This window comes from Streptomyces durmitorensis (genome assembly GCF_023498005.1).
GTDB classification, from domain to species: domain Bacteria; phylum Actinomycetota; class Actinomycetes; order Streptomycetales; family Streptomycetaceae; genus Streptomyces; species Streptomyces durmitorensis.
Genome location: NZ_CP097289.1, coordinates 107,281 through 125,280 on the forward strand (window position 1 = coordinate 107,281; position 18,000 = coordinate 125,280).

The 18,000-nt window shown below is 66.5% G+C and carries 15 protein-coding genes and 3 pseudogenes; 12 read left to right on the forward strand and 6 right to left on the reverse strand.

Annotation, left to right across the window (positions count from 1 at the left end; translation table 11 throughout):
• Window positions 1-146: 146 nt before the first annotated feature.
• The 5 genes and pseudogenes from M4V62_RS00515 to fabV form a co-directional block, all read left to right on the forward strand.
• A pseudogene (locus M4V62_RS00515) lies at window positions 147-2,297 on the forward strand (FtsX-like permease family protein); the annotation flags it as partial.
• 203 nt (window positions 2,298-2,500) lie between these two features.
• Window positions 2,501-2,722, forward strand: a complete 222-nt coding sequence (locus tag M4V62_RS00520) for a DUF6233 domain-containing protein (protein ID WP_249585181.1) — start codon at window positions 2,501-2,503, stop codon at window positions 2,720-2,722.
• Window positions 2,723-2,731: 9 nt separating this feature from the next.
• Window positions 2,732-3,295, forward strand: coding sequence for a DinB family protein (locus M4V62_RS00525; protein WP_249585182.1), 564 nt, complete (start codon window positions 2,732-2,734; stop codon window positions 3,293-3,295).
• 154 nt (window positions 3,296-3,449) lie between these two features.
• Window positions 3,450-3,695 carry a hypothetical protein gene (locus tag M4V62_RS44065; RefSeq protein WP_488212577.1) on the forward strand — a complete coding sequence of 82 codons (246 nt, stop codon included), beginning with the start codon at window positions 3,450-3,452 and terminating at the stop codon, window positions 3,693-3,695.
• A gap of 259 nt (window positions 3,696-3,954) precedes the next feature.
• Complete coding sequence (gene fabV, locus M4V62_RS00530; protein WP_249585183.1) at window positions 3,955-5,163, forward strand: enoyl-[acyl-carrier-protein] reductase FabV; 1,209 nt, start codon at window positions 3,955-3,957, stop codon at window positions 5,161-5,163.
• Window positions 5,164-5,453: 290 nt separating this feature from the next.
• Here fabV and snpA read toward each other — a convergent pair whose 3' ends face one another.
• Window positions 5,454-6,134 (reverse strand): snapalysin, encoded by a 681-nt coding sequence (snpA, locus tag M4V62_RS00535; RefSeq protein ID WP_249585184.1) that lies wholly within the window; start codon window positions 6,132-6,134, stop codon window positions 5,454-5,456.
• Between the two features lie 1,239 nt (window positions 6,135-7,373).
• Here snpA and M4V62_RS00540 point away from each other — a divergent pair.
• From M4V62_RS00540 to M4V62_RS00545, 3 genes are all read left to right on the forward strand, one after another.
• A complete protein-coding gene (locus tag M4V62_RS00540) occupies window positions 7,374-8,432 on the forward strand; it encodes a vWA domain-containing protein (RefSeq protein ID WP_249585185.1) in 1,059 nt (352 codons plus the stop codon).
• 312 nt (window positions 8,433-8,744) lie between these two features.
• Window positions 8,745-8,870 carry a hypothetical protein gene (locus M4V62_RS43530; protein WP_283779056.1) on the forward strand — a complete coding sequence of 42 codons (126 nt, stop codon included), beginning with the start codon at window positions 8,745-8,747 and terminating at the stop codon, window positions 8,868-8,870.
• A gap of 161 nt (window positions 8,871-9,031) precedes the next feature.
• A complete protein-coding gene (locus M4V62_RS00545; RefSeq protein ID WP_249585186.1) occupies window positions 9,032-9,517 on the forward strand; it encodes a phospholipase in 486 nt (161 codons plus the stop codon).
• Window positions 9,518-9,760: 243 nt separating this feature from the next.
• Here the strand turns inward: M4V62_RS00545 and M4V62_RS00550 are convergent, their stop codons facing one another.
• Window positions 9,761-10,261: a DinB family protein gene (locus tag M4V62_RS00550; RefSeq protein WP_249585187.1), complete on the reverse strand. Its 501-nt coding sequence runs from the start codon at window positions 10,259-10,261 to the stop codon at window positions 9,761-9,763.
• A gap of 196 nt (window positions 10,262-10,457) precedes the next feature.
• Window positions 10,458-11,411: a LysR family transcriptional regulator gene (locus M4V62_RS00555; RefSeq protein WP_249585188.1), complete on the reverse strand. Its 954-nt coding sequence runs from the start codon at window positions 11,409-11,411 to the stop codon at window positions 10,458-10,460.
• Window positions 11,412-11,517: 106 nt separating this feature from the next.
• Here M4V62_RS00555 and pcaD point away from each other — a divergent pair, with 106 nt between their 5' ends.
• On the forward strand, window positions 11,518-12,324 hold the full coding sequence (gene pcaD / locus M4V62_RS00560) for a 3-oxoadipate enol-lactonase (protein WP_249585189.1): 807 nt from the start codon (window positions 11,518-11,520) through the stop codon (window positions 12,322-12,324).
• Between the two features lie 47 nt (window positions 12,325-12,371).
• Here the strand turns inward: pcaD and M4V62_RS43800 are convergent.
• Window positions 12,372-13,510 (reverse strand): annotated as a pseudogene (locus M4V62_RS43800) (IS630 family transposase).
• Between the two features lie 180 nt (window positions 13,511-13,690).
• Here M4V62_RS43800 and M4V62_RS00575 point away from each other — a divergent pair.
• A complete protein-coding gene (locus M4V62_RS00575; RefSeq protein ID WP_249585191.1) occupies window positions 13,691-14,422 on the forward strand; it encodes an alpha/beta fold hydrolase in 732 nt (243 codons plus the stop codon).
• A gap of 264 nt (window positions 14,423-14,686) precedes the next feature.
• Here M4V62_RS00575 and M4V62_RS00580 read toward each other — a convergent pair whose 3' ends face one another.
• Window positions 14,687-15,148 carry a hypothetical protein gene (locus M4V62_RS00580; protein WP_249585192.1) on the reverse strand — a complete coding sequence of 154 codons (462 nt, stop codon included), beginning with the start codon at window positions 15,146-15,148 and terminating at the stop codon, window positions 14,687-14,689.
• A gap of 620 nt (window positions 15,149-15,768) precedes the next feature.
• Here M4V62_RS00580 and M4V62_RS00585 point away from each other — a divergent pair.
• Together M4V62_RS00585 and M4V62_RS00590 are read left to right on the forward strand one after the other, a co-directional pair.
• Window positions 15,769-16,605: a hypothetical protein gene (locus tag M4V62_RS00585; RefSeq protein WP_249585193.1), complete on the forward strand. Its 837-nt coding sequence runs from the start codon at window positions 15,769-15,771 to the stop codon at window positions 16,603-16,605.
• A gap of 188 nt (window positions 16,606-16,793) precedes the next feature.
• Window positions 16,794-17,105, forward strand: a pseudogene (locus M4V62_RS00590) (transposase); the annotation flags it as partial.
• A 138-nt stretch (window positions 17,106-17,243) separates the two neighbouring features.
• On the opposite strand, the gene M4V62_RS00595 reads toward M4V62_RS00590, so the two are convergent.
• Window positions 17,244-17,828, reverse strand: a complete 585-nt coding sequence (locus tag M4V62_RS00595) for a GNAT family N-acetyltransferase (RefSeq protein ID WP_249585194.1) — start codon at window positions 17,826-17,828, stop codon at window positions 17,244-17,246.
• Between the last annotated feature and the right edge of the window lie 172 nt (window positions 17,829-18,000).

Consider the following 18,000-nt stretch of genomic DNA (forward strand, 5'->3'; position numbering starts at 1 on the left):
TGTGCCTGAACACTCGGCGCGGCATCGGATCGAGTGCGCACATGCCGCACTGCCGCCTTCACGGAACCCTTTCGCAGGACCGGGACAGCGACCAGACCTGTGAGGATCAATGAGTTGACGATCTGTGTCAGTGCGGCTCACGGCGCTGGGGCTCGCACGCTTTCACCGGCACCACGCTGACCGACGGCTCCGCGCCAGGCGCGGGCGAGGTCGTACTCGACTCCGGCACCGCACGCGCCGCGAAGGCCCATGTCGGCGACACCGTCGCGCTGCAGACCGCCGCCGGGCAGCGAGACTTCCGCGTCGCAGGCATCGCCAAGGCCACACCCGCGGATGGCGCCCGAAGCACCGGCGCCGCGAGCGCCATTGCCTGGTTCGCCGACGCCCAGGCCCCCGCCCTCGCCGGCCACCCCGGCAAGGCGGACGCCATCGCCGTACTGGCCCAGGACGGCACGCATGCCGACACCCTCGCCGACTCGGTGAAGCGGGCCCTGGCCGGCACCGGCGCCCAGGTGCATACCGGCGACGACCGCGGCGCCGTCGAGGACCCGGGCCTCGCCTACGCCAAGGACACCCTCTTCGGAATCGGCGGACCCTTCGGCGGCATCGCCGCCATCGTCGCCGTCTTCACCGCAGCCGGAACCGTCGCGCTGTCAGTCTCCCAGCGGGCCCGCGAATACGCGCTGCTGCGCGCCATCGGCGCCCCCCCCCCGGCAGATCCGCCGCGCAGTCGCCTCCGAAGCTCTGCTCGTCGCCCCACTCGCCGGAATCCTCGGCACCCTGCCCGGCATCGGCCTCGCACACTGGTGGTTGGGACAGTTGCAGGGCCGCGGCGCGATCCCCGAAGCCGTCCAGGTACACGTCTCCGGCATCCCCCTCCTCATCGCCGTCGGCACCGGGCTGCTCACCGCGCTGGCCGCCGGCTGGATCGCAGGGCGTCGGCCCGCGAAGATCAAGCCCGGACAAGCGCTGTCGGAAGCCTCGGTGGAGCGACTGCGGCCCGGCGTGATCCGTACCGGACTTGGCCTGGCCGCCCTGGTCGGCGGTGCGACTCTCACCGGCGTCGGCGGTGCCACTCTCACCGGCGTCGCCGCCGGCTCCACCGGTGACAACGCCGCTGGTGCCGCCCTCGGCGTCGTCATGTGCTTCATGCTCGGTGTCGGGCTGCTCGGCCCGCTGGTGGCGCGGCTGTGCGCGGGCCTGTTCGGCCTGCCGCTGCGTGGTGCGGGGCCTGCCGCTTCGCTTGCGGCCGCCAATTCCCGTACCAACTCCCGTCGCCTCGCCTCCGCGATCACCCCGATCGTGCTGGCCATGGCCTTCGCCTCGACGCTCGTCTTCATGAATACGAGCGAGCGCCACGTCGCCGACACCCAGCTGCGCGCGGGCATCACCGCGGACCACGTGGTCACCGACCCGGCCGGCTCCCCGTCGACACGGCGCAGCGCGCAGCCCGGGCGCCGGGCGTGGACGCGGCAGTCGGCGTGCTGAACACGCAGGTGCTGGTGCCCACCGGTTCCGGCGAATTCAAGGCGTTGCGGGGCGCGGCGACCCAGGGCATCACCGGCTCAGGCGCCGAGCTCGCGAAGGTGCAGGACCTGGACGTGAGGGAAGGCAGCCTCGACCGGATAGGCACCGGCCGTATCGCCATAGACAAAACCCTGGCCGCCACAGCGGACGTCGGCGTCGGCGACCGGCTCCCGCTCAACCTCCCCGACGGCACCAAGGCCAGCCCCGAGATCAACGCGATCTACGGCCGCGGCCTCGGACTCGCGGCAGTGACCATGGACCGCGCATCCCTGGACGGGCACACCACCTCAGGCTTCGCCAGCACGCTGCTCGTAAGCGGCGGCTCGCGGCAGTCTCTGTCCGCCCTGGGCACGGTCACCGACGCCTCCGGCTACGCCACCCAGCAGAGCCTCGACGCCAAGACCGGCGCCTGGATGAACAACACCATGGCCGCGGTCCTCGGTGGCTTCGCCGCCATCGCCGCCCTCAACACCCTGGTGATGACCGTGCTCGACCGCCGCCGCGAGCTCGGTACCCTGCGCCTCATCGGCTCCACCCGGAGCCAGGTCATGCAGATGCTCCGCTGGGAAGGCCTGCTGGTCTCCGCCGCGGGCGTCATCCTCGGCTCCGCGATCGCCGCGGCCACGCTGATCCCGATGATGCACGGCATGACCGGCGAGGCACCGTACGTCCCCCCGCTCGTGTACGGATGCTTCGCAGCCGCCGCCGGCGGGCTGACGCTGCTCGCCGTCACGATCCCGGCACGAGGAGCACTACGCCGCTGGTCATAGCGCACGTATATCGGGTGAGAGCCCGGCACCCGGCTCCCGCCCCGTATGACCTCCCAGACGCGAGCCAGCGGTGGAACTCCCCAGGATCGGCGTGAGACTGGCACACCCGCGGCGAGCAGGCCCGGCCGCCGGCTCGAACTGGCTCATCGAGCAGAGCCCTCAGCGGGCGGCTAGCGGGACACGTGCACCACGGCGACTGCCACATGGCAGGCAAGCGGCCACGCGGCATTACCAAGGAGCAGGCGCGCCGCGCCCTGTACGAACAGGTCGACGCCTGCCCGCAGGGCCAGCCCGACACCGAGCTCGACGTGCTCGGCTGCCGGTCCTCTCAGCCCCGGCACCATCTCCCGGCGCGCCACGCACCCACGGTCCACGGCCGGCGACGGCGTCCGCGAGGATCGCAGCAAAGTCTCCGTTATATGTAGCGTGCGGACATGACAAGAAGTGAGCGCATTGCGGACCAGCTAAACCGGCACTGGGAAAAGAACCTGCGACCGCGGCTGCATGGTCTTGCCGACGAGGAGTACTTCTGGGAGCCGGTGCGTGGCTGCTGGAGCATCCGCCCACGTGGCACGTCGGCCGCACCGATGTCGCAAGGTTTGGGGGAATGGACGATGGACTTCGCGTGGCCCGGTCCGGTGCCGGCGCCGGTGACCACGATCGCCTGGCGGCTGGCGCACGTCATTGTCTCCGTCCTGGGCTATCGGGTCGGATGGCACTTCGGCGGCGAGGACGTCGAATCCGAGACATTCGCCTACGCGGGGACCGCTGACGAGGCGCTGAAACAGCTCGATGAGATGTATGGAAGATGGAACGCGGGGGTCCGGGAGCTCTCGGACGCTGACCTGGAGAATCCGCCCGAGGTGGGTCCCGAGCAGTTCCCCATGGAGGGCATCGTCCTGCACGTCAACAGGGAGCTGATCCATCACGGCGCCGAGATCTCCCTGCTGCGCGACCTCTACCACTGGCAGGACGGAGCCGAACCGCGCCGAATATGACTCTCCGGTAAGCGGCGATCGAGCTTGGGAAACGATCCAGGTAGCGCTGCCGGGCGGAGCGTCCGACCCGGTCATCGAGCTGCAGATTCGCAGCGGCGGTCCCGCGTTTCTGCACCGGCGCCAGGCTGAACGGGCAGCCATTGGCGTGGTGTTGATGCTGTCCAGCGTGGGTCTGGGGCTGGGGACTGCTACGCCGGTTTCCGCGGCTTCGTGCGTGAAGTCGTACTCGCTCAGCGGCGGTTGGGCTCAGGCAACCAATCGGTGCGGATACACCGTCTACCACAAGTTCGTCTGGTCCTGTGGGCCTGACAGCGACTGTCTGAAGTTCGTTGGTGACCAGCGGCGAGAGCGCAAGCGCCTCACCGGCTTGTCGACGTTCTGGGGGACGAAGGCTTGCTGAAAGCGCGGGTGCCTGTCTCCTCACACTGAGCAGCCAGGCACACATGTCCAAGAGGGCCCCGAGTGCATCGCGCGTCCGATGCCCGCGCGATGCGGCCAGCAGTCCCGCTGGAGCTAGTGGGGAACCCTCCAAGCAGGGCTGGGCATCGTTGTGCCGGTCAAGATCACCGTGGTTCTCCGCACGGCCACAGACTGGCAGGACGAGGTGGCCCACACGGCCGCCTCGTCCTTGTCCGTGACGACACCTGGGACACCACACCGTGAGCGAACGCGTCATTGCGCCCAAGAGCCGGGGCTTCCTTTTCCTCGACTCCCATCCTGGCGGCTGCCGACAGCTGGTGGACGAGATGTGGCAAGCCGTCCCCGACCCAGTCACCGTCGGGAGCGAAGGGCCGGTGGCTCTGGTCATCGGCTCCTCCGCCGGGTACGGCCTCGCCGCCACGATCGCTGGCCTGGCCCGGGTCGGTATCCGTGGCATCGGCGTGTGCTTCGAGAAGGCTCCCGCGCGACGCACCGGCACAGCCGGCTGGTATCGCACCGCCGCCACGGCCCGACTCGCCCAACAGCACAGGCGGGACATGGTCTTCCTCAACGGCGATGCCTTCAGCGATGCCATGAAGGAGCAGGTTGCCGACCTGATCGCCGAGCGGTTCGCAGGACGCCTCGACTTCCTGATCTACTCGGTGGCCGCGCCGCGCCGCACCGACCCGGACACCGGCAACGTATATGCCTCGGTCCTCAAACCGGTCGGCTCGCCGCACACCACCAAGACCCTCGTCTTCGACGAATCCGGTTCCCCGGAGGTCAAGGAGGTCACCACCGCGCCGGCCGACGGCGACGACATCGATCAGACCGTCGCGGTCATGGGCGGCACCGACTGGGAACGGTGGATCACCTTCCTGGCCGACCGGTCCCTGCTCGCCGACGGCTTCGCCACCGCCGCCCTGTCCTACATCGGCTCGCCGCTCACCGCAGCGATCTACCGAGAGGGCACCATCGGCGCCGCCAAGTCCCATCTCGAAGCCACCGCACGCACGTTGAACGAGCGTCTCAACAAGAGCCTGGGCGGCAGGGCCGTCACCTCGGTCAACGCCGCTGCCGTCACCCAGTCCTCCACCGCCATCCCCGGCATCGCCCTGTACGTCGGACTGCTGCGCGGCGTCCTCGGCGACGCGATGGTGACCCCGATCGGCCAACTGGTCGAGCTGTGGGACCAGCTGACCGGCGCCCGCCCCCTCGACCTCGACGACGAAGGACGCATCCGCCTCGACACCTGGGAACTCGACCCCGCCGTGCAGAATGCCGTCACCGAACGCTGGAACACCGCCACCAGCGACACCATCACCGAACTCGCCGACGTCGACTGGTTCAGCGACGAAGTCCGACGGCTGTATGGCTTCTCAGTCCCCGGCATCGACTACACCGTCGCCGCCGAACCCAACATCCCCTGGCCCCGCCCCACCATCTGACCCGCACCCAGGAACGCCCCCGATCACGCCGTAAACCGAGGTCGCAGCGTCAGCCCTGTCGCCTTCTTCGACAGGTTCAGCCTGGTCGAACTGCAGCTGGTTGAGCAGCCCACGGGCTTGGCGCCTGTTGACCGGACTACTCATCCACGAACCTTCGCCGGCCGCTGCAGCGCAACGTCCTCCTCGGAGTATGAGGACCCCTGTTGGAAGAACGCGCGCCGCAGGCGGCCGGGTCAGCACGGCGGCTGATCGCGGTAAGCAACCCTGCGCCCGGCAAGTGGCGCGCAGGGTCAGCGGATCTTCGTCAGCTCGCCCTTGTCCTGGAGGGCGGCGATCCCCCTGGCCCAGAGGCTGTTGACGCGCTGGCGCTCCTGCGCGTTCGGGTAGGCGTTGGTGCAGGACGTGCCGGGACCGCCGCCGGACATCAGCTCGCTGCACGGGCCCGAGTAGTGGTCGGGCAGACCGAGCACGTGGCCCGTCTCGTGAGCCGTCACCCGGGTGGAGTTGTACTGCTGGTTCTGCCGGTAGTCCAGGAAGATGTAGCCGTGGCCGCGCCCGTCGGTGGAGGCGTACGAGCCGCGCGAGTCGTTGCCCTCGCGGTACTCGAAGTCGGCGCCCGAGCTGGACTCCTGGAGCTTCACGTTGCTGACGGAGGAGTTCCAGATCTGCGTGCTCTGCGATATCTGGCTGCGGAAGCTCGGCGCACGGGTCGTGCGGTAGCGAACGGTGACGACCTGGATGCCCGGCTGCGCCGCCTGCTTCTTCAGCGCCGACTTCATGACGGCGTCGAAGAACTGCCGGTTGGCGGCCTCGTCCTCGGCGGATCCTGCGTACGCCGATGTGGCCTTCGTGGAGGCGGACTTGGCCGTGTCGGGCGTGGGCGCCGCGAACGCCGCGGGGGCGACGGCGAGCGAGCTGACCAGAGCGGCGGCGCCGAGGATGGCGAGGAGGCTGGTGCGGGATCTGTTCACGGGGGGTGTGTCCCTTCCGGATGTCCGGTGGCCGGGGCGGCCGGTGGCCTGGTTGGCCGAGGGTGGCCGGGAGCTTTGGGGCACGCGGGTGCCCTGGATCCCGGGACCGGGGGCCTGCGGGGTGCCGCCTCCGGTCGGGACGAGTATCGGGAAGGCGGGGCGCGTTCGTACCGATACCATTCGGTGATAGCGACAGAGCATCAACTGGTATACGCCATAGGGCACTTGCCGTATCACGTGCCCGGCTCGACCTGTTGGAGACGCCTGATCCGGGGGATGTCGCGCACGCAGAGGTTCAGGAGCTGGCGGTGACGATGATCCCCGTACAGACCAAAAGCGTTGACCGTGCGACGAACCCAGGACAGAAACGCGAGAGCCGAACGCCCTCGGGCCTCGGCTCGGGCACCCCTTGGTCCAGCTCCAGCTCCTGGTGTTCCGGCGCAGCCTCGTCGGCTTGGTGACCGCGTGCTGCTGGCAGCCGTCGCACGGGGGCGGGTGAGTGTCCCGCAGAGTGTCCCAACCGCCCGGGACGCTCGATCGCTTCCCACCGGGCGTTGGTGAACTTCTTGCCAGGATGAGTCCGCCACGGTGCGCCTCCTGGACCGCTTCCGGCATCCGTCAGGACCGGCTCGCCGTCGGCCGACTCCCCCCTTCCCACAGCCCGCGTCACCATCAGCCCGCAGGGGGCACTCTCCTCACTCCCGGTGATGGCACGGCTGCCTCTACCCCCTCCGCAACCAGCACCCTGGGAAGACGCTCCGGGGTGCGCACAGGTCCGGCGGCGCTTGGCGCCCCCAGGCCGGTTGCCCGCGATGTCCCCTTCCGGGTCTCGCTGACCGCGGGCAGGAGTGCGCACAAGCAGCGAGCAGAGCTGGAGCTGCGCTTGAGGTTGACGTTGAGGTTGAGGTTGAGACTTCTACGGCGGGTCACTCGATGTGGCCATCAGCCGCCACTCCTTGGCGCGACAGCACGGGGCCATCCGGCGGCACAGGCGTAGCAGTCGGCAGCAGCGAAGGCCACACACAGGGTTCGCACACGCGACGACTCCGGGCTGGTACCGCCTGCCTCTCCCTCGATGGCCAGCGGTCAGCTGCCACCGGTCCGGTTGCCTTGTGGGTGCCGGGGGGCTGGGTACGGCGCGAGGAGCGTGCGGGTGATGGGCCATCAAACGGCGTTGTCAGTGCCTGCCCATAGAGTGAAATCACTCGGGAAGCTTCAAAAAAAAGGGGGAGCAGAACTATGTCTGCCAACAGGATCCAGCACAAGGTGAATCACGTCGCGCTGGTAGTGGACTGTTCGGGATCCATGCGTCCCCATCAGAGTCAGCTCGTGCGCGTGGTGGACGAGTTCGTGGCAGGGCTGAAGGCCGAGTCGGACAGCCTGGGCCACGAGACCCGCATCAGTCTCTACTCCTTCGACCACCGGGTGGAGAACCTGGTGTGGGACATGGACGTGAAGCATCTGCCGTCCATGCGAGGTCTCTACCGGGTCAACAACGGTGCCACGGCGCTCATCGAGGCTTCGCTGAAGTCTCTGGAGGACCTGGGGCACATCTGGGAGGAATACGGTGAGCACAGCTTCCTCCAGATCGTGGTGACCGATGGCGAGGAGAACGCTTCCGGGGGTGACAGGCGGCACGACGGCGACATGACGATCCTCGGCCCCTGGCTCGACAGGATCACGGCGAGGATGGGCGGGCTTGCCGATCACTGGACGTCCGCGATCCTGGTTCCCAACTCCCTGGCCAAACGGACCGCCCAGAACTACGGCTTCCCCGCCGGAAACATCGCCATCTGGGATGCGGATTCCCAGGAAGGCGTCGAAGAGGCCATCGGCACCGTGCGCGCTGCTGCCACCAGCTTCCTGCGGGCCCGTGAGCAGGGCGTACGCGGCACGAAGAACCTGTTCGCCGTCGGCCAGGACATATCGGTAGATCAGGTGCGGGCGCAGCTCGAGCCGGTGCCGGCTGCCACGTACCGGCTCCTGAAAGTCGACCAGGAGATCGAGATCCGCCCGTTCGTCGATTCACACCCCGGCGTGACCTACCAACGCGGTGCGTGTTTCTACCAGCTGGGCGCCCGGGCCCAGGTCCAGCCGGACAAGGAGGTCATCGTGGTCGAGAAGGACACCGACCGCGCCTACACCGGCGACGCGGCCCGCACTCTCCTGTTCGGATCAGGCATCCGGACAACCGTCTCGGTGAAGGCGGGGAACAACCCCAAGCTGGAGGTCTACGTGCAGAGCCGTTCGGTGAACAGGAAACTCAAGCCGAACACGCGTCTGCTCATCATGCTCTGACACCCACGTAAAGGACAGGCCCCGGCGGGACTGGCTCAGGTCCGTGATGCCACCGCTCCGCTCGCTGATCACCCGCCCTGCGGGGAGCGCCGCAAGGCGTGAAGGAGTCAGGCCGCCCTCCTTGTGACCACGCACCGGCCCTCGGCGCGGCTTGGCCTGCCTAGACGCGGAGGCCGCGGGCGGAGGCTGCCAAGGTGCGTCGGACAGCAAGTACTGACCGGTCAGTTCACCGCCTCCCTGGGCCCCTGAGCCCCTGAGCCCCTGAGTCCCAACCTGTGGCGCAAACGGCACGGAGACTCGACTCAGGCGGAGATGAATCCCCTGAAGGCCAGCACCTTCCTCCTCGCGGAGCACATCAACCGCATCACCGAACACTTCGGCTTCGGCACCCACCTGCACCGAGGGCGGCCGACCCGCTCCCTCCGTGCCACGGGATGACCATGTCCTCCATCCGCCGGTAGAGCCCAGCTTGCGGTGGTGTTGACGTAACTCCCGCACGTTCAAAGGGAGTTCACGCGAGCGTCTCGTTTATTGAAGGGCCAACTGTGGGCATGAAAGCGCTTGTTGAGACGGAAGTGTCATCACCCGAAGGAGACCTCATGCGCCCTCGACTGACCGCTCTCGCCGTGAGCACGGCCTGCCTCACTCTGGGATTAGGAGTGGCCGCCGCCCCTGCGCACGCCGTGCCCGCCGACAAGCCGCAAGTGCTCAGCCAATGGACCCAGACCGACGCGGGCAGTTACAACGCCTGGGTGTCGGCCAACGGGAACCAAGGAGCCTGGAGCGCGTACCAGTTCAACTGGTCCACCGACTACTGCTCCAGCTCGCCCGACAACCCCCTCGGCTTCCCCTTCAAGACAGCCTGCGCCCGACACGACTTCGGGTACCGCAACTACAAGGAAGCGGGCACCTTCAACGCCAACAAAGCCCGCATCGACAGCGCCTTCTACGAAGACCTGAAGAGAGTGTGCGCGAGATACACCGGCGCGACCAAGACCACGTGCAATGGGACGGCCTGGACCTACTACCAGGCCGTCGACAAGCTCGGCTTCTCCGGTGTGGTGGGCGACAGGACCACCGCCTGACCCGCCGCTCATGGGGCGAAGGCAGTGGCCACGTGCGGGTCACCGCCCTCGCCCCTCTCCGCGCCCGCCGCGAGACCACTCACGGCGTGGCCGGGACCACCACCCCGCCACCGCTCAGGGCGAGGCCAGGCATCCAAGGACGATGGGCGGCATGCCCAAGGCGTCCGCCTGGATCCCCCTGATGGACGACTCGTGTCCAGGTGGCCCGAATTCAAGGTCGTCCAGCTTGCCCACCGTGTGGGCTCACCGGCCGACCGAACCGTCCATCTGCTCTCGGAGGATGTCGGCGTGGCCGGCGTGCCGAGCAGTCTCCTCGATCATGTGCACCAAGACCCAGCGCATCGTCGGCGGAGGCGTCTCGCGGAGCGAACGGGCGCCTGGCCGATCCAAGTCGTCGCAGGCGTGGATGATCTCATTGCACCTCCCGATCGCCTGATCGTAAGCCGCGAGCAGGCTCTCAGTTGTCTCGTTGTCGGCAGGTGGGGACTCGTCGTCCCATTGCTCGACGTCAGCGCCGGCATAGGCCCAAGCAAACCAATTGAGCTCAACTGCGGTCAGATGCTTGATGAGGCCGAGGATGCTGGTCCCTGATGACACCCCAGCTGTCCTGATTGCCTTGTCGGATGCACCCGACGCCTTGGCTGCGACCGCTTCCCTCAGATAGTTGAGGAAGGACAACAGCGTCGTCTTCTCATCGGCGTTGAGACTCGGCGGTCGCAGATCGCCACGCAGCTCGGTATTCATCACACTGCGACACTACTCATCGACGGCGCTGGACGAACCAGAGATCCCCATCTGCCTCACGAGGCTGACATCTAAGACACGTCCTGCCCGACAGCGACATAGTCGACGAACGACCGGATTCGAACCCGCGTTGCTCTCCACAAGCGGGCCCAGCGGGTCGCACGAGCCGAAACACGTCAGAGTCACCAGGCCGCAGTCAGCTCCGGGGTGAATGTTCCGGCGGCTTCCCCGCCCCGGGCACACGGCCCAGCGCCGGCCGCAGAACCGGCGCACGGCCCTCCAGGAAGCCCCACAGCCGGTCGGCGACCGGCCCGTGCGGCCGGTCGCGCCGTCGCGCCGCCGAGAGTTCCTCGACCACACCGGGAAAGTGCCGCCCGGCGATGGAAATCAGCTGTCCGTCACGCAACTCGGTCTCGATCATGAACCGCGGCACGTGCCCCCACGCCATGCCGTGCAAGATCAGCTCCTTCTTCATGAGGTGGTCAGGAACGGAGCACTGGGACGCGCCGTCGACCAGGAAATGGCCCGGTTCGGACGGATGGCGCGCCGAATCCCGGACCACGCACTGGGTGAAGGCCTGCATCCGCTGCGGTGTGATGTCGCTGTCCGGTGGAAAAGGCAGGAAACCCGGCGCCACGACGGGCACCAGCGCGACGCGGCCCAGATCGATCGACTCCATCCGCACGTCGCTCTGGGGGACGCGGTGCACCATGAGGTCGGCTTCGTCCTCCAGGAGCCGCTCCCAGGGGCCTGTGACCGTCTCGAACTGCAGGTGCAGTCGTGTCTGCGGGCACTGCGCGAAGAAGCCGCTGAACATCTCCAGGACCGGCGGAAGCGGGCACAGGTCCCCGAGCACCACGCGCAGTTCGGCCTCTTCGCCCATCGCCAACTGCGCGGCAAAGGTCTGAAGTTCCCCGGCCTCGTGCAGCAGGAAGCGCACCTTGCGGTGGAAGGCGTGCCCCGCCTCGGTGAGCCGGACCCGGTAGCCCGAGCGGTCCAGCAGGTCCAGACCCAGCTGGCGCTCCAGCTTGGCGACTGCCGCGAACACAGAAGGGTGCGAGCGGTGCAGCCGCTCGGCCGCAGCCTGGAAGCCGCCGCCGAGCACCACCGCGTCAAAGCACTGCAACTCATGGAGCGTGAAGTTCGACATTGTCAAGGCAACCTACAGGGAGCATCCGATCTTTGTAATAGCACTCCGACAGGTCGTGTTCATAGGCTCAGCACACAGCCGCTGCCACTCGATCATTGGAGCTGACATGACTTCCCAGACCCTTGCCGCCGTCACCACCGGCGACGGCGTCCGCATCGCCTACCGCTTCGACGGTGACCAGAACAAGCCGGTACTACTGCTCTCGAACTCCATCGGAACCGACCTGCACATGTGGGACGGCCAGGTGCCGGCTCTGACCGAGCACTTCCGGCTGCTGCGCTACGACGCACGCGGCCACGGCGCCTCCGACGTCCCCGAAGGCGCGTACTCCCTGGACCGGCTGGGGCGCGACGTGGTGGAGCTGCTGGACGCCCTGGACCTGCAGCGGGTGCACGTGCTGGGCCTGTCCCTGGGCGGCATCGTCGCGCAATGGCTGGGCATCCACGTTCCCGAACGCGTCGACCGCCTGGTTCTCTCCAACACCGCCGCCCACCTCGGCCCGGCCGATCAATGGGATCAGCCGATCGCCGAACTGCTGCAAGCCCCCGACATGCGGGCCACCGCGGAGATGTTCCTGCACAACTGGTTCCCGGCCAGCATGCTGCAAGGCGACAACGAGATCGTCGAGGGCTTCCGCCGCACCCTGCTCGCCACCCAACGCCAGGGCGTGGCCGGGAGCTGGGCTGCGGTACGCGACTACGACCTGCGCCGCACGGCCACACTCATCCCCAACCCGACACTGGTCATCGCAGGCGAACACGACACCGTCACCTCCGCCGACCACGGCAGACAACTCGCCGCGACTGTCCCCGGCGCGCGCTTCACCCTCCTGCCCACGGTGCACATGGCGAACATCGAAGGACAGACGCAGTTCCTCAACACCGTGGTCGCCTTCCTCACCGAACAGTCCTGAAGGATCCCGCCCCGCCCCCGGGCACCCCGCCCGGTCCTAGTGCCGGATCAGGCAACGTTTGCCCTGTCGACGATGGCGCGTAGGCGCCGGTCGTCGGCGTGGCGGTTTCGCCGGATGATGTAGCGGCGGATCATGCTGCCCTGTTCTTTGTGGGTGGCGTGGTCCGTGCCGTCGAGGGTGAAGTAGCGCAGGGCCGTGAACTGGGCCTCGATGCGGTTGAGCCAAGAGCTGTTGGTCGGGGTGTAGGCCATCTCGACGTTGTTCGCCGCAGCCCAGGTGTCGACGCGCTGGCACTTCTTCGTGGTCAGGTGCGGGGAGAAGTTGTCGACCACGATCGCGATCCGGGCCTCTCGCGGGTAGAGCGTGCGCAGGTAGCAGCAGAACTCCAGGAATTGCGTCCGCCCCGCCTCTTGATCGGCTTGATGTGGCCGTAGAGCTTGTCCTTGGCCAGGTCGAGGGCGGCGAACAGGTGTCGCACTCCGCCGTAGCGGTTGTAGGTCGCCCGGCGCCGTCGGCGGGGCTCACGGTCGGGATCCTTATGCTTGCCTCCGCGTTCGGCCCACTGTCGGCCCAAGTGTGGCATCAGATTGAGGGGGCCGAACTCGTCCATGCAGAAGATGACTTCGGGTGCGCCGGCCTCGGGTATGACCTCACCGTCGGCGAGCGCGTAGAGGTGTTCGACGCAGACCTTCTTGGCTGCGTAGTCCGGATCGCGGGAGGTCTTCCAGGTCTTCAGGCGTTGAAAGGAGACGCCTTCCTCGCGGAGCAGGATGCGCAGGCCGTCGTGACTGATGTCGTCGACCACCCCCTCGGCGACCAGGAAGTCCGCCAGCTTGGTCAGGCTCCAGGTGGAAAACGGCAGGTCGTGCTCGGTGGGTTTGGACTTGGCGATCTTCTTGATCCCGCGGCGCTTGGGCAGCGTGAACGTCTTGGGCCGGACGCCCTTGTATTTCGGGTAGAGCGAGGCGGAGCTGTCGGCGTTGAAGTTGTGGATCACATCGCGGACCCGGTCGTCGCTGGTGAACGACACCTCGGCGATCTTCGCCACCGGCATGCCCTGGGCGGACAGCAGCACCATCTGGGCCCTCCGCCAGGTCACCACCGACCCGGTCCCCCTGCGGATAATCCGCAGCAGCAGCCGCCCCTCATGGTCATCGATCTCACGCACACGTACTCGCTCTGCCACCCGGACAGGGTGGCGGACACACACCGCCCGGCACAGCATCCGAACGGCGCGTCACATCGCTGCGGCTCGCGCCACCGTTGGCCAGTCCGAGCGTCCTCGCTGGCCAGCAACTCCGCGTCGCAGCGCCGGGGATGCCCGCCGGTAGAGTCGGTCCGAGGAGAGTACTGATCTGGGGGACTCATGACGGCAGCGGATGCACCGCCCATCATCTTCGTACACGGGACGCGGCTCAGTGCGGGACAGTGGAGCCCACAGCTCGCAGCACTCCGAGAGGACTTCCGGGTAGGCGCTGTTGACCTACCTGGCCACGGCGCCCGCTCTGCTCAACCCTGGAGTCTGAACGCGGCGACGGAGATCATCGCTTCCGCGGTGGACTCCCTCGACCGCGGGCCAGCTCTGATCGTCGGGCACTCACTCGGCGGATACGCCTCGCTGGAGTTCGCGCGGCGCTGCCCGGAACAGCTGCGGGGGCTGGTCCTGGCGGGGGCCAGCGCCTCAACTTGTGGTCCATGGGCAACGCCGTACCGGTGGGCCGCCGGGCTCGTCCCTCGCATACCGGCGGACCGGTTGACCCGGTGGAACGACCGGTTGCTGCGGCGGCTCTATCCTCCCGAGGTGGTGGAGGCGACCATCCTCTCTGGCTACGCCTTCCACACCCTGCCAGCAGCCTGGGGCGAGGTGCTGGGCCGCTTCGACGCGGGTGCGATGCGTCATGTGGCGGCTCCCGTGCTCATCCTGAACGGCGAGAAGGACACCGTCTTCCGGTCCGGCGAGATGGACTTCGCCCGCGCGCATCCGCACGCCCGCATCGAATTGATCCCGCGGGCAAGACATCTCGCGAACTTCGACGATCCAGACGCCTTCACCGATGCCGTCCGCCGCTTTGCCTGGCAGCTACCTGTTCGCAGCTGAGCGCCGGAGTCGGGGCCGCCAGGGCTGCTCGAGCGCAGTGGGACCGCGAACGCTCAGGCTGAACGAATCGCGCGCTTACTGGCCACTGTGTTGCTCAGTCGCAATCACAACAGGGCAAACGTTCCCTGATCCGGCACTAGCGAGGGTGGCTGACGAGGAACAACACCTCGGGGCAGTACAAAACACTGGCCGACCCAGTGTTTCGGTACAGCGAGCGGGCGGTGCGGGCCCCAGTCACGAGAGCAACCGCGTGGTCAGAGCCAGTCAGGCCAGACCGATGATCGGCACGATCGCTGGCGAGTAGAAGACGACCAAATCACTACGATCATGCATGACTTGGGCGGGGATGATCTCGGTGGCAAACAAGTCGCCGAGTTTGGCGAAGTTGAACGCGAAACGCGGGCTGTGCTGCACCTGTAACAGGAGCTTTGGTTTGTCCATCATGCTCGAGTCACGGAGTACGTTGACGAGATCCTCTCTGTAGGCATGCCGTAGCCGCGCTGTGTCGATCCGCGCCCGCGACGTAACTCCGCGAAATGTGGCAAGCTCCAATGTGGTGCAGTCCCCGGCAGGATCACAGCACACGCTCCTAGCGACGGTGGCGGCCAAGGCTGTCGCCATCTGCTCGTCGCTGTATGGGAGATGGCGCATTCCATCCCAGACCCGCTCCAAGCACGCACCCCAGTTCCGCTCGGCTTCTCCGTTGCAGAAGACAGTCCAGCGCAAGGCCTTGGCTCCTCGGGTGCGTCATACGAGGCAGGAGCAACGGCCGCCCAGGATGGATGTGGCCGCGCGCCGGGACGCAGGTGGGCAGCCCGGTCGGGAGCCTCGGTACAGGCGTGTTCCGTTGCGATTCCCGCTGCCTCCACTGCTCGACCACCGTGCTCATGTAGGCCTGGTTGTTGCACATCAGTTCTTCAGAGAAGAACTCGTCGAGGACTATTTCGATTCCGCTCTTGCGATCTGGGAAGATCCGCTCTGCCGGTGTCGTGCGCAGCGAAAAAACTGGCGACATCGGGCTCGGTGCAGGCATTCACAGCGCCGACACCCCCGCTTCGAACTTCCTGCCCAGCGAACTCACGAGCGGCCACAGCTGAGCTTGACCGCGGAACCAGTCGTGAGATCCGGCCGCACGCCACCGCTCCGCCAGCGCGACCGCATCCTCCAGGCATCCAGGAAGAGGTCAGCTGAAGAATCATCGACTAGGCCTGAGCTCGGGGTGTCGCAGCAGATGACAAACGGTGATCCTCGCGGTACACCGATCTACAGCACAGTCGAGGCGACGGGTCGACTGATGAAGATGCATTTGCCGCAAGGGGCGATTCGCCGAAACTTGGGTGCCACTTATGTCGAAAGAGTTCGAGAAGAAGAACAAAAATATAGAGAACCCGAGAACATCCGACACTCCCCCCATGACAAATGAGAAGAAATTTGTCAATAGCGACGCGACAGAGAAGGAGGCGATCAGTAGAATCCTCCTAAATTCGACATGGAAGCACAAGGAATCCAAGGTCGAATACTTTTCTCCGCCATCTTTAGAAAGGGTCGGTGAAACAGGATCCGTATTCCGTATAACAAATCCCGAGGCGGCCGCCTGGCGCCTTCATTCAGAGCAGTCATACGGAATCGAATCCATAGACGCCCGAGAACTTCGTGAGAGGTTTGACCGAATAAGCAACCTCTCACGGAATAAGTACCTTTCAGTCGGTGGCGCACCTCTGTCAATTGCCTTCACGCTCGGGGCAGTTCAATTAGATCCTGCCATGGTGGTAGTTGGCGCTATCCTTGGCAGCGCCGCAGTCAAGTTCAGTGGGGCGTTCATTGAAGAGGCGGCAAGAGATTGCTTTCACGCCGTGAAAGGACGCGCCTGGATCCCGGGCTCCGACCCCTTCGCAAAATGCGAATCAATTCTGAAGAAGAAGATCCAACTACCTGGCAGCGCCCCGGCCTGGACCCTGTCGAGCGTCACGCTCACGGATCAAGATGGATCCAAAATCCACCTGGATAGAGGTGCATCACTGCGCGGATTTGACACCTTGGGTGAATTGAAGTTCGACACACTTCCGGGGGTATTCGAGATTCACTGGTTCTCGATAGGTGACGTTTGGTTAGCGCTTTCCTGCGGGCAGGCATATACGTGGGTAAATGACTCATGGGTGCTGCTGAGTCCGTTGAATTCATAGCGTAGCTTCGTCTGAGGTCGGCGCGCTGGAATCGCGGGGATCGCTCACGGTGACGTCTCCACTGAACGAGAACCAGAGCCCGCCCAGAGGCCGTTAAGTCCGATCTTCCTCGGTTAGTGATCGCTCGTTCGAGTTACTGATCTCCGTACGGGCCTGCATTTCGACATGCTCATGCTGAGATGCAGGGCATGGGGCGAAGACCGTATCCACGCGATCTGTTGGATGAGCAGTGGGCGTTGATCGAGCCGATGATCGCGGCGTGGAAGCAGGACCGGGTGGCACGGTCGGCGACCGGGGACCCCGGGTGCTGCGATCTGCGGGAGGTCGTGAACGCGATCTTCTATCAGAATCGGACCGGCTGTCAGTGGCGCTACCTGCCTCATGATCTGCCGGCCTGGTCGGCGGTGTTCTACTACTTCACTCCCTGGCGTCAGGACGGTCTCGACAAGCGGATCCAGAAACTCTTGCACTGCCCGGTGCGGGAGGAAGCCGGCCGATTACCGGGTCGGTGAACTGCACGGACTCCTCGGCATGCCCACCGACGAGGCATCCGTCAACATCACCCGCAGCCCCCTCGGACGCCTCACCCGCCAAGGCCTCCTCACCCAACCCGGACGAGGCCGCTACCAGAACCGGACTTAACGCCGCACTTCACGGGCTGGAATCGGCACGGCCGACGGCCGCCACTCTCGCCTGAGCAACCCGAACACCCACGAGTCGGAGACCTCGCCGTTCACCACGCAGTCTTCCCGCAACGTGCCTTCCCGCACGAAACCGATCTTCTCCAGGACCCGGGCAGATGCCACGTTGCGCGTATCGGCCTCGGCCTGAACTCGATTCAGGTCCAGCATGTCGAATGCCCACTGCAGCACGGCGTGCGCGGCCTCCGTCGCATAGCCGTGGCCCCACATCGCCTCGTCAAGGACGTATCCCAACGACGCACTGCGGTAGTCCGGGTCCCATTCGGTCAGACCGCACCAGCCGACGAAGGCCCCGTCGGAAGCACGTTCGATGGCCAGCCGCGCCCCGGTGCCTTCGTCCGCCAACTTCCGGCACATCGCGATGAAACGCTCGGCGCGGGCAGGTCCGGTCCACGGCGGGGAGTCCCAGTAGCGCATCACGTAGGTGCTGCTGTGCAGCACGAAGAGAACGTCCGCGTCAGCGTCGGTGAAGGGCCGCAGTCGCAAGCGCGCGGTGTGCAGTACGGGGGTGGCCAAAGTCATGCGCACCATCTGCGTCCTCACGGGGCGGGCAGAACACCGAATATCCGACCCCGAGCCAGCCCTCACGCAACTAGAAACGGACTTAACGCCCTCTCAGACCTCCATGGCCACCGGCGACCTGCTCACCCCGCAGCTCGATGCCGCAACGCTCTACGGATTGGCGTGTTCGGGG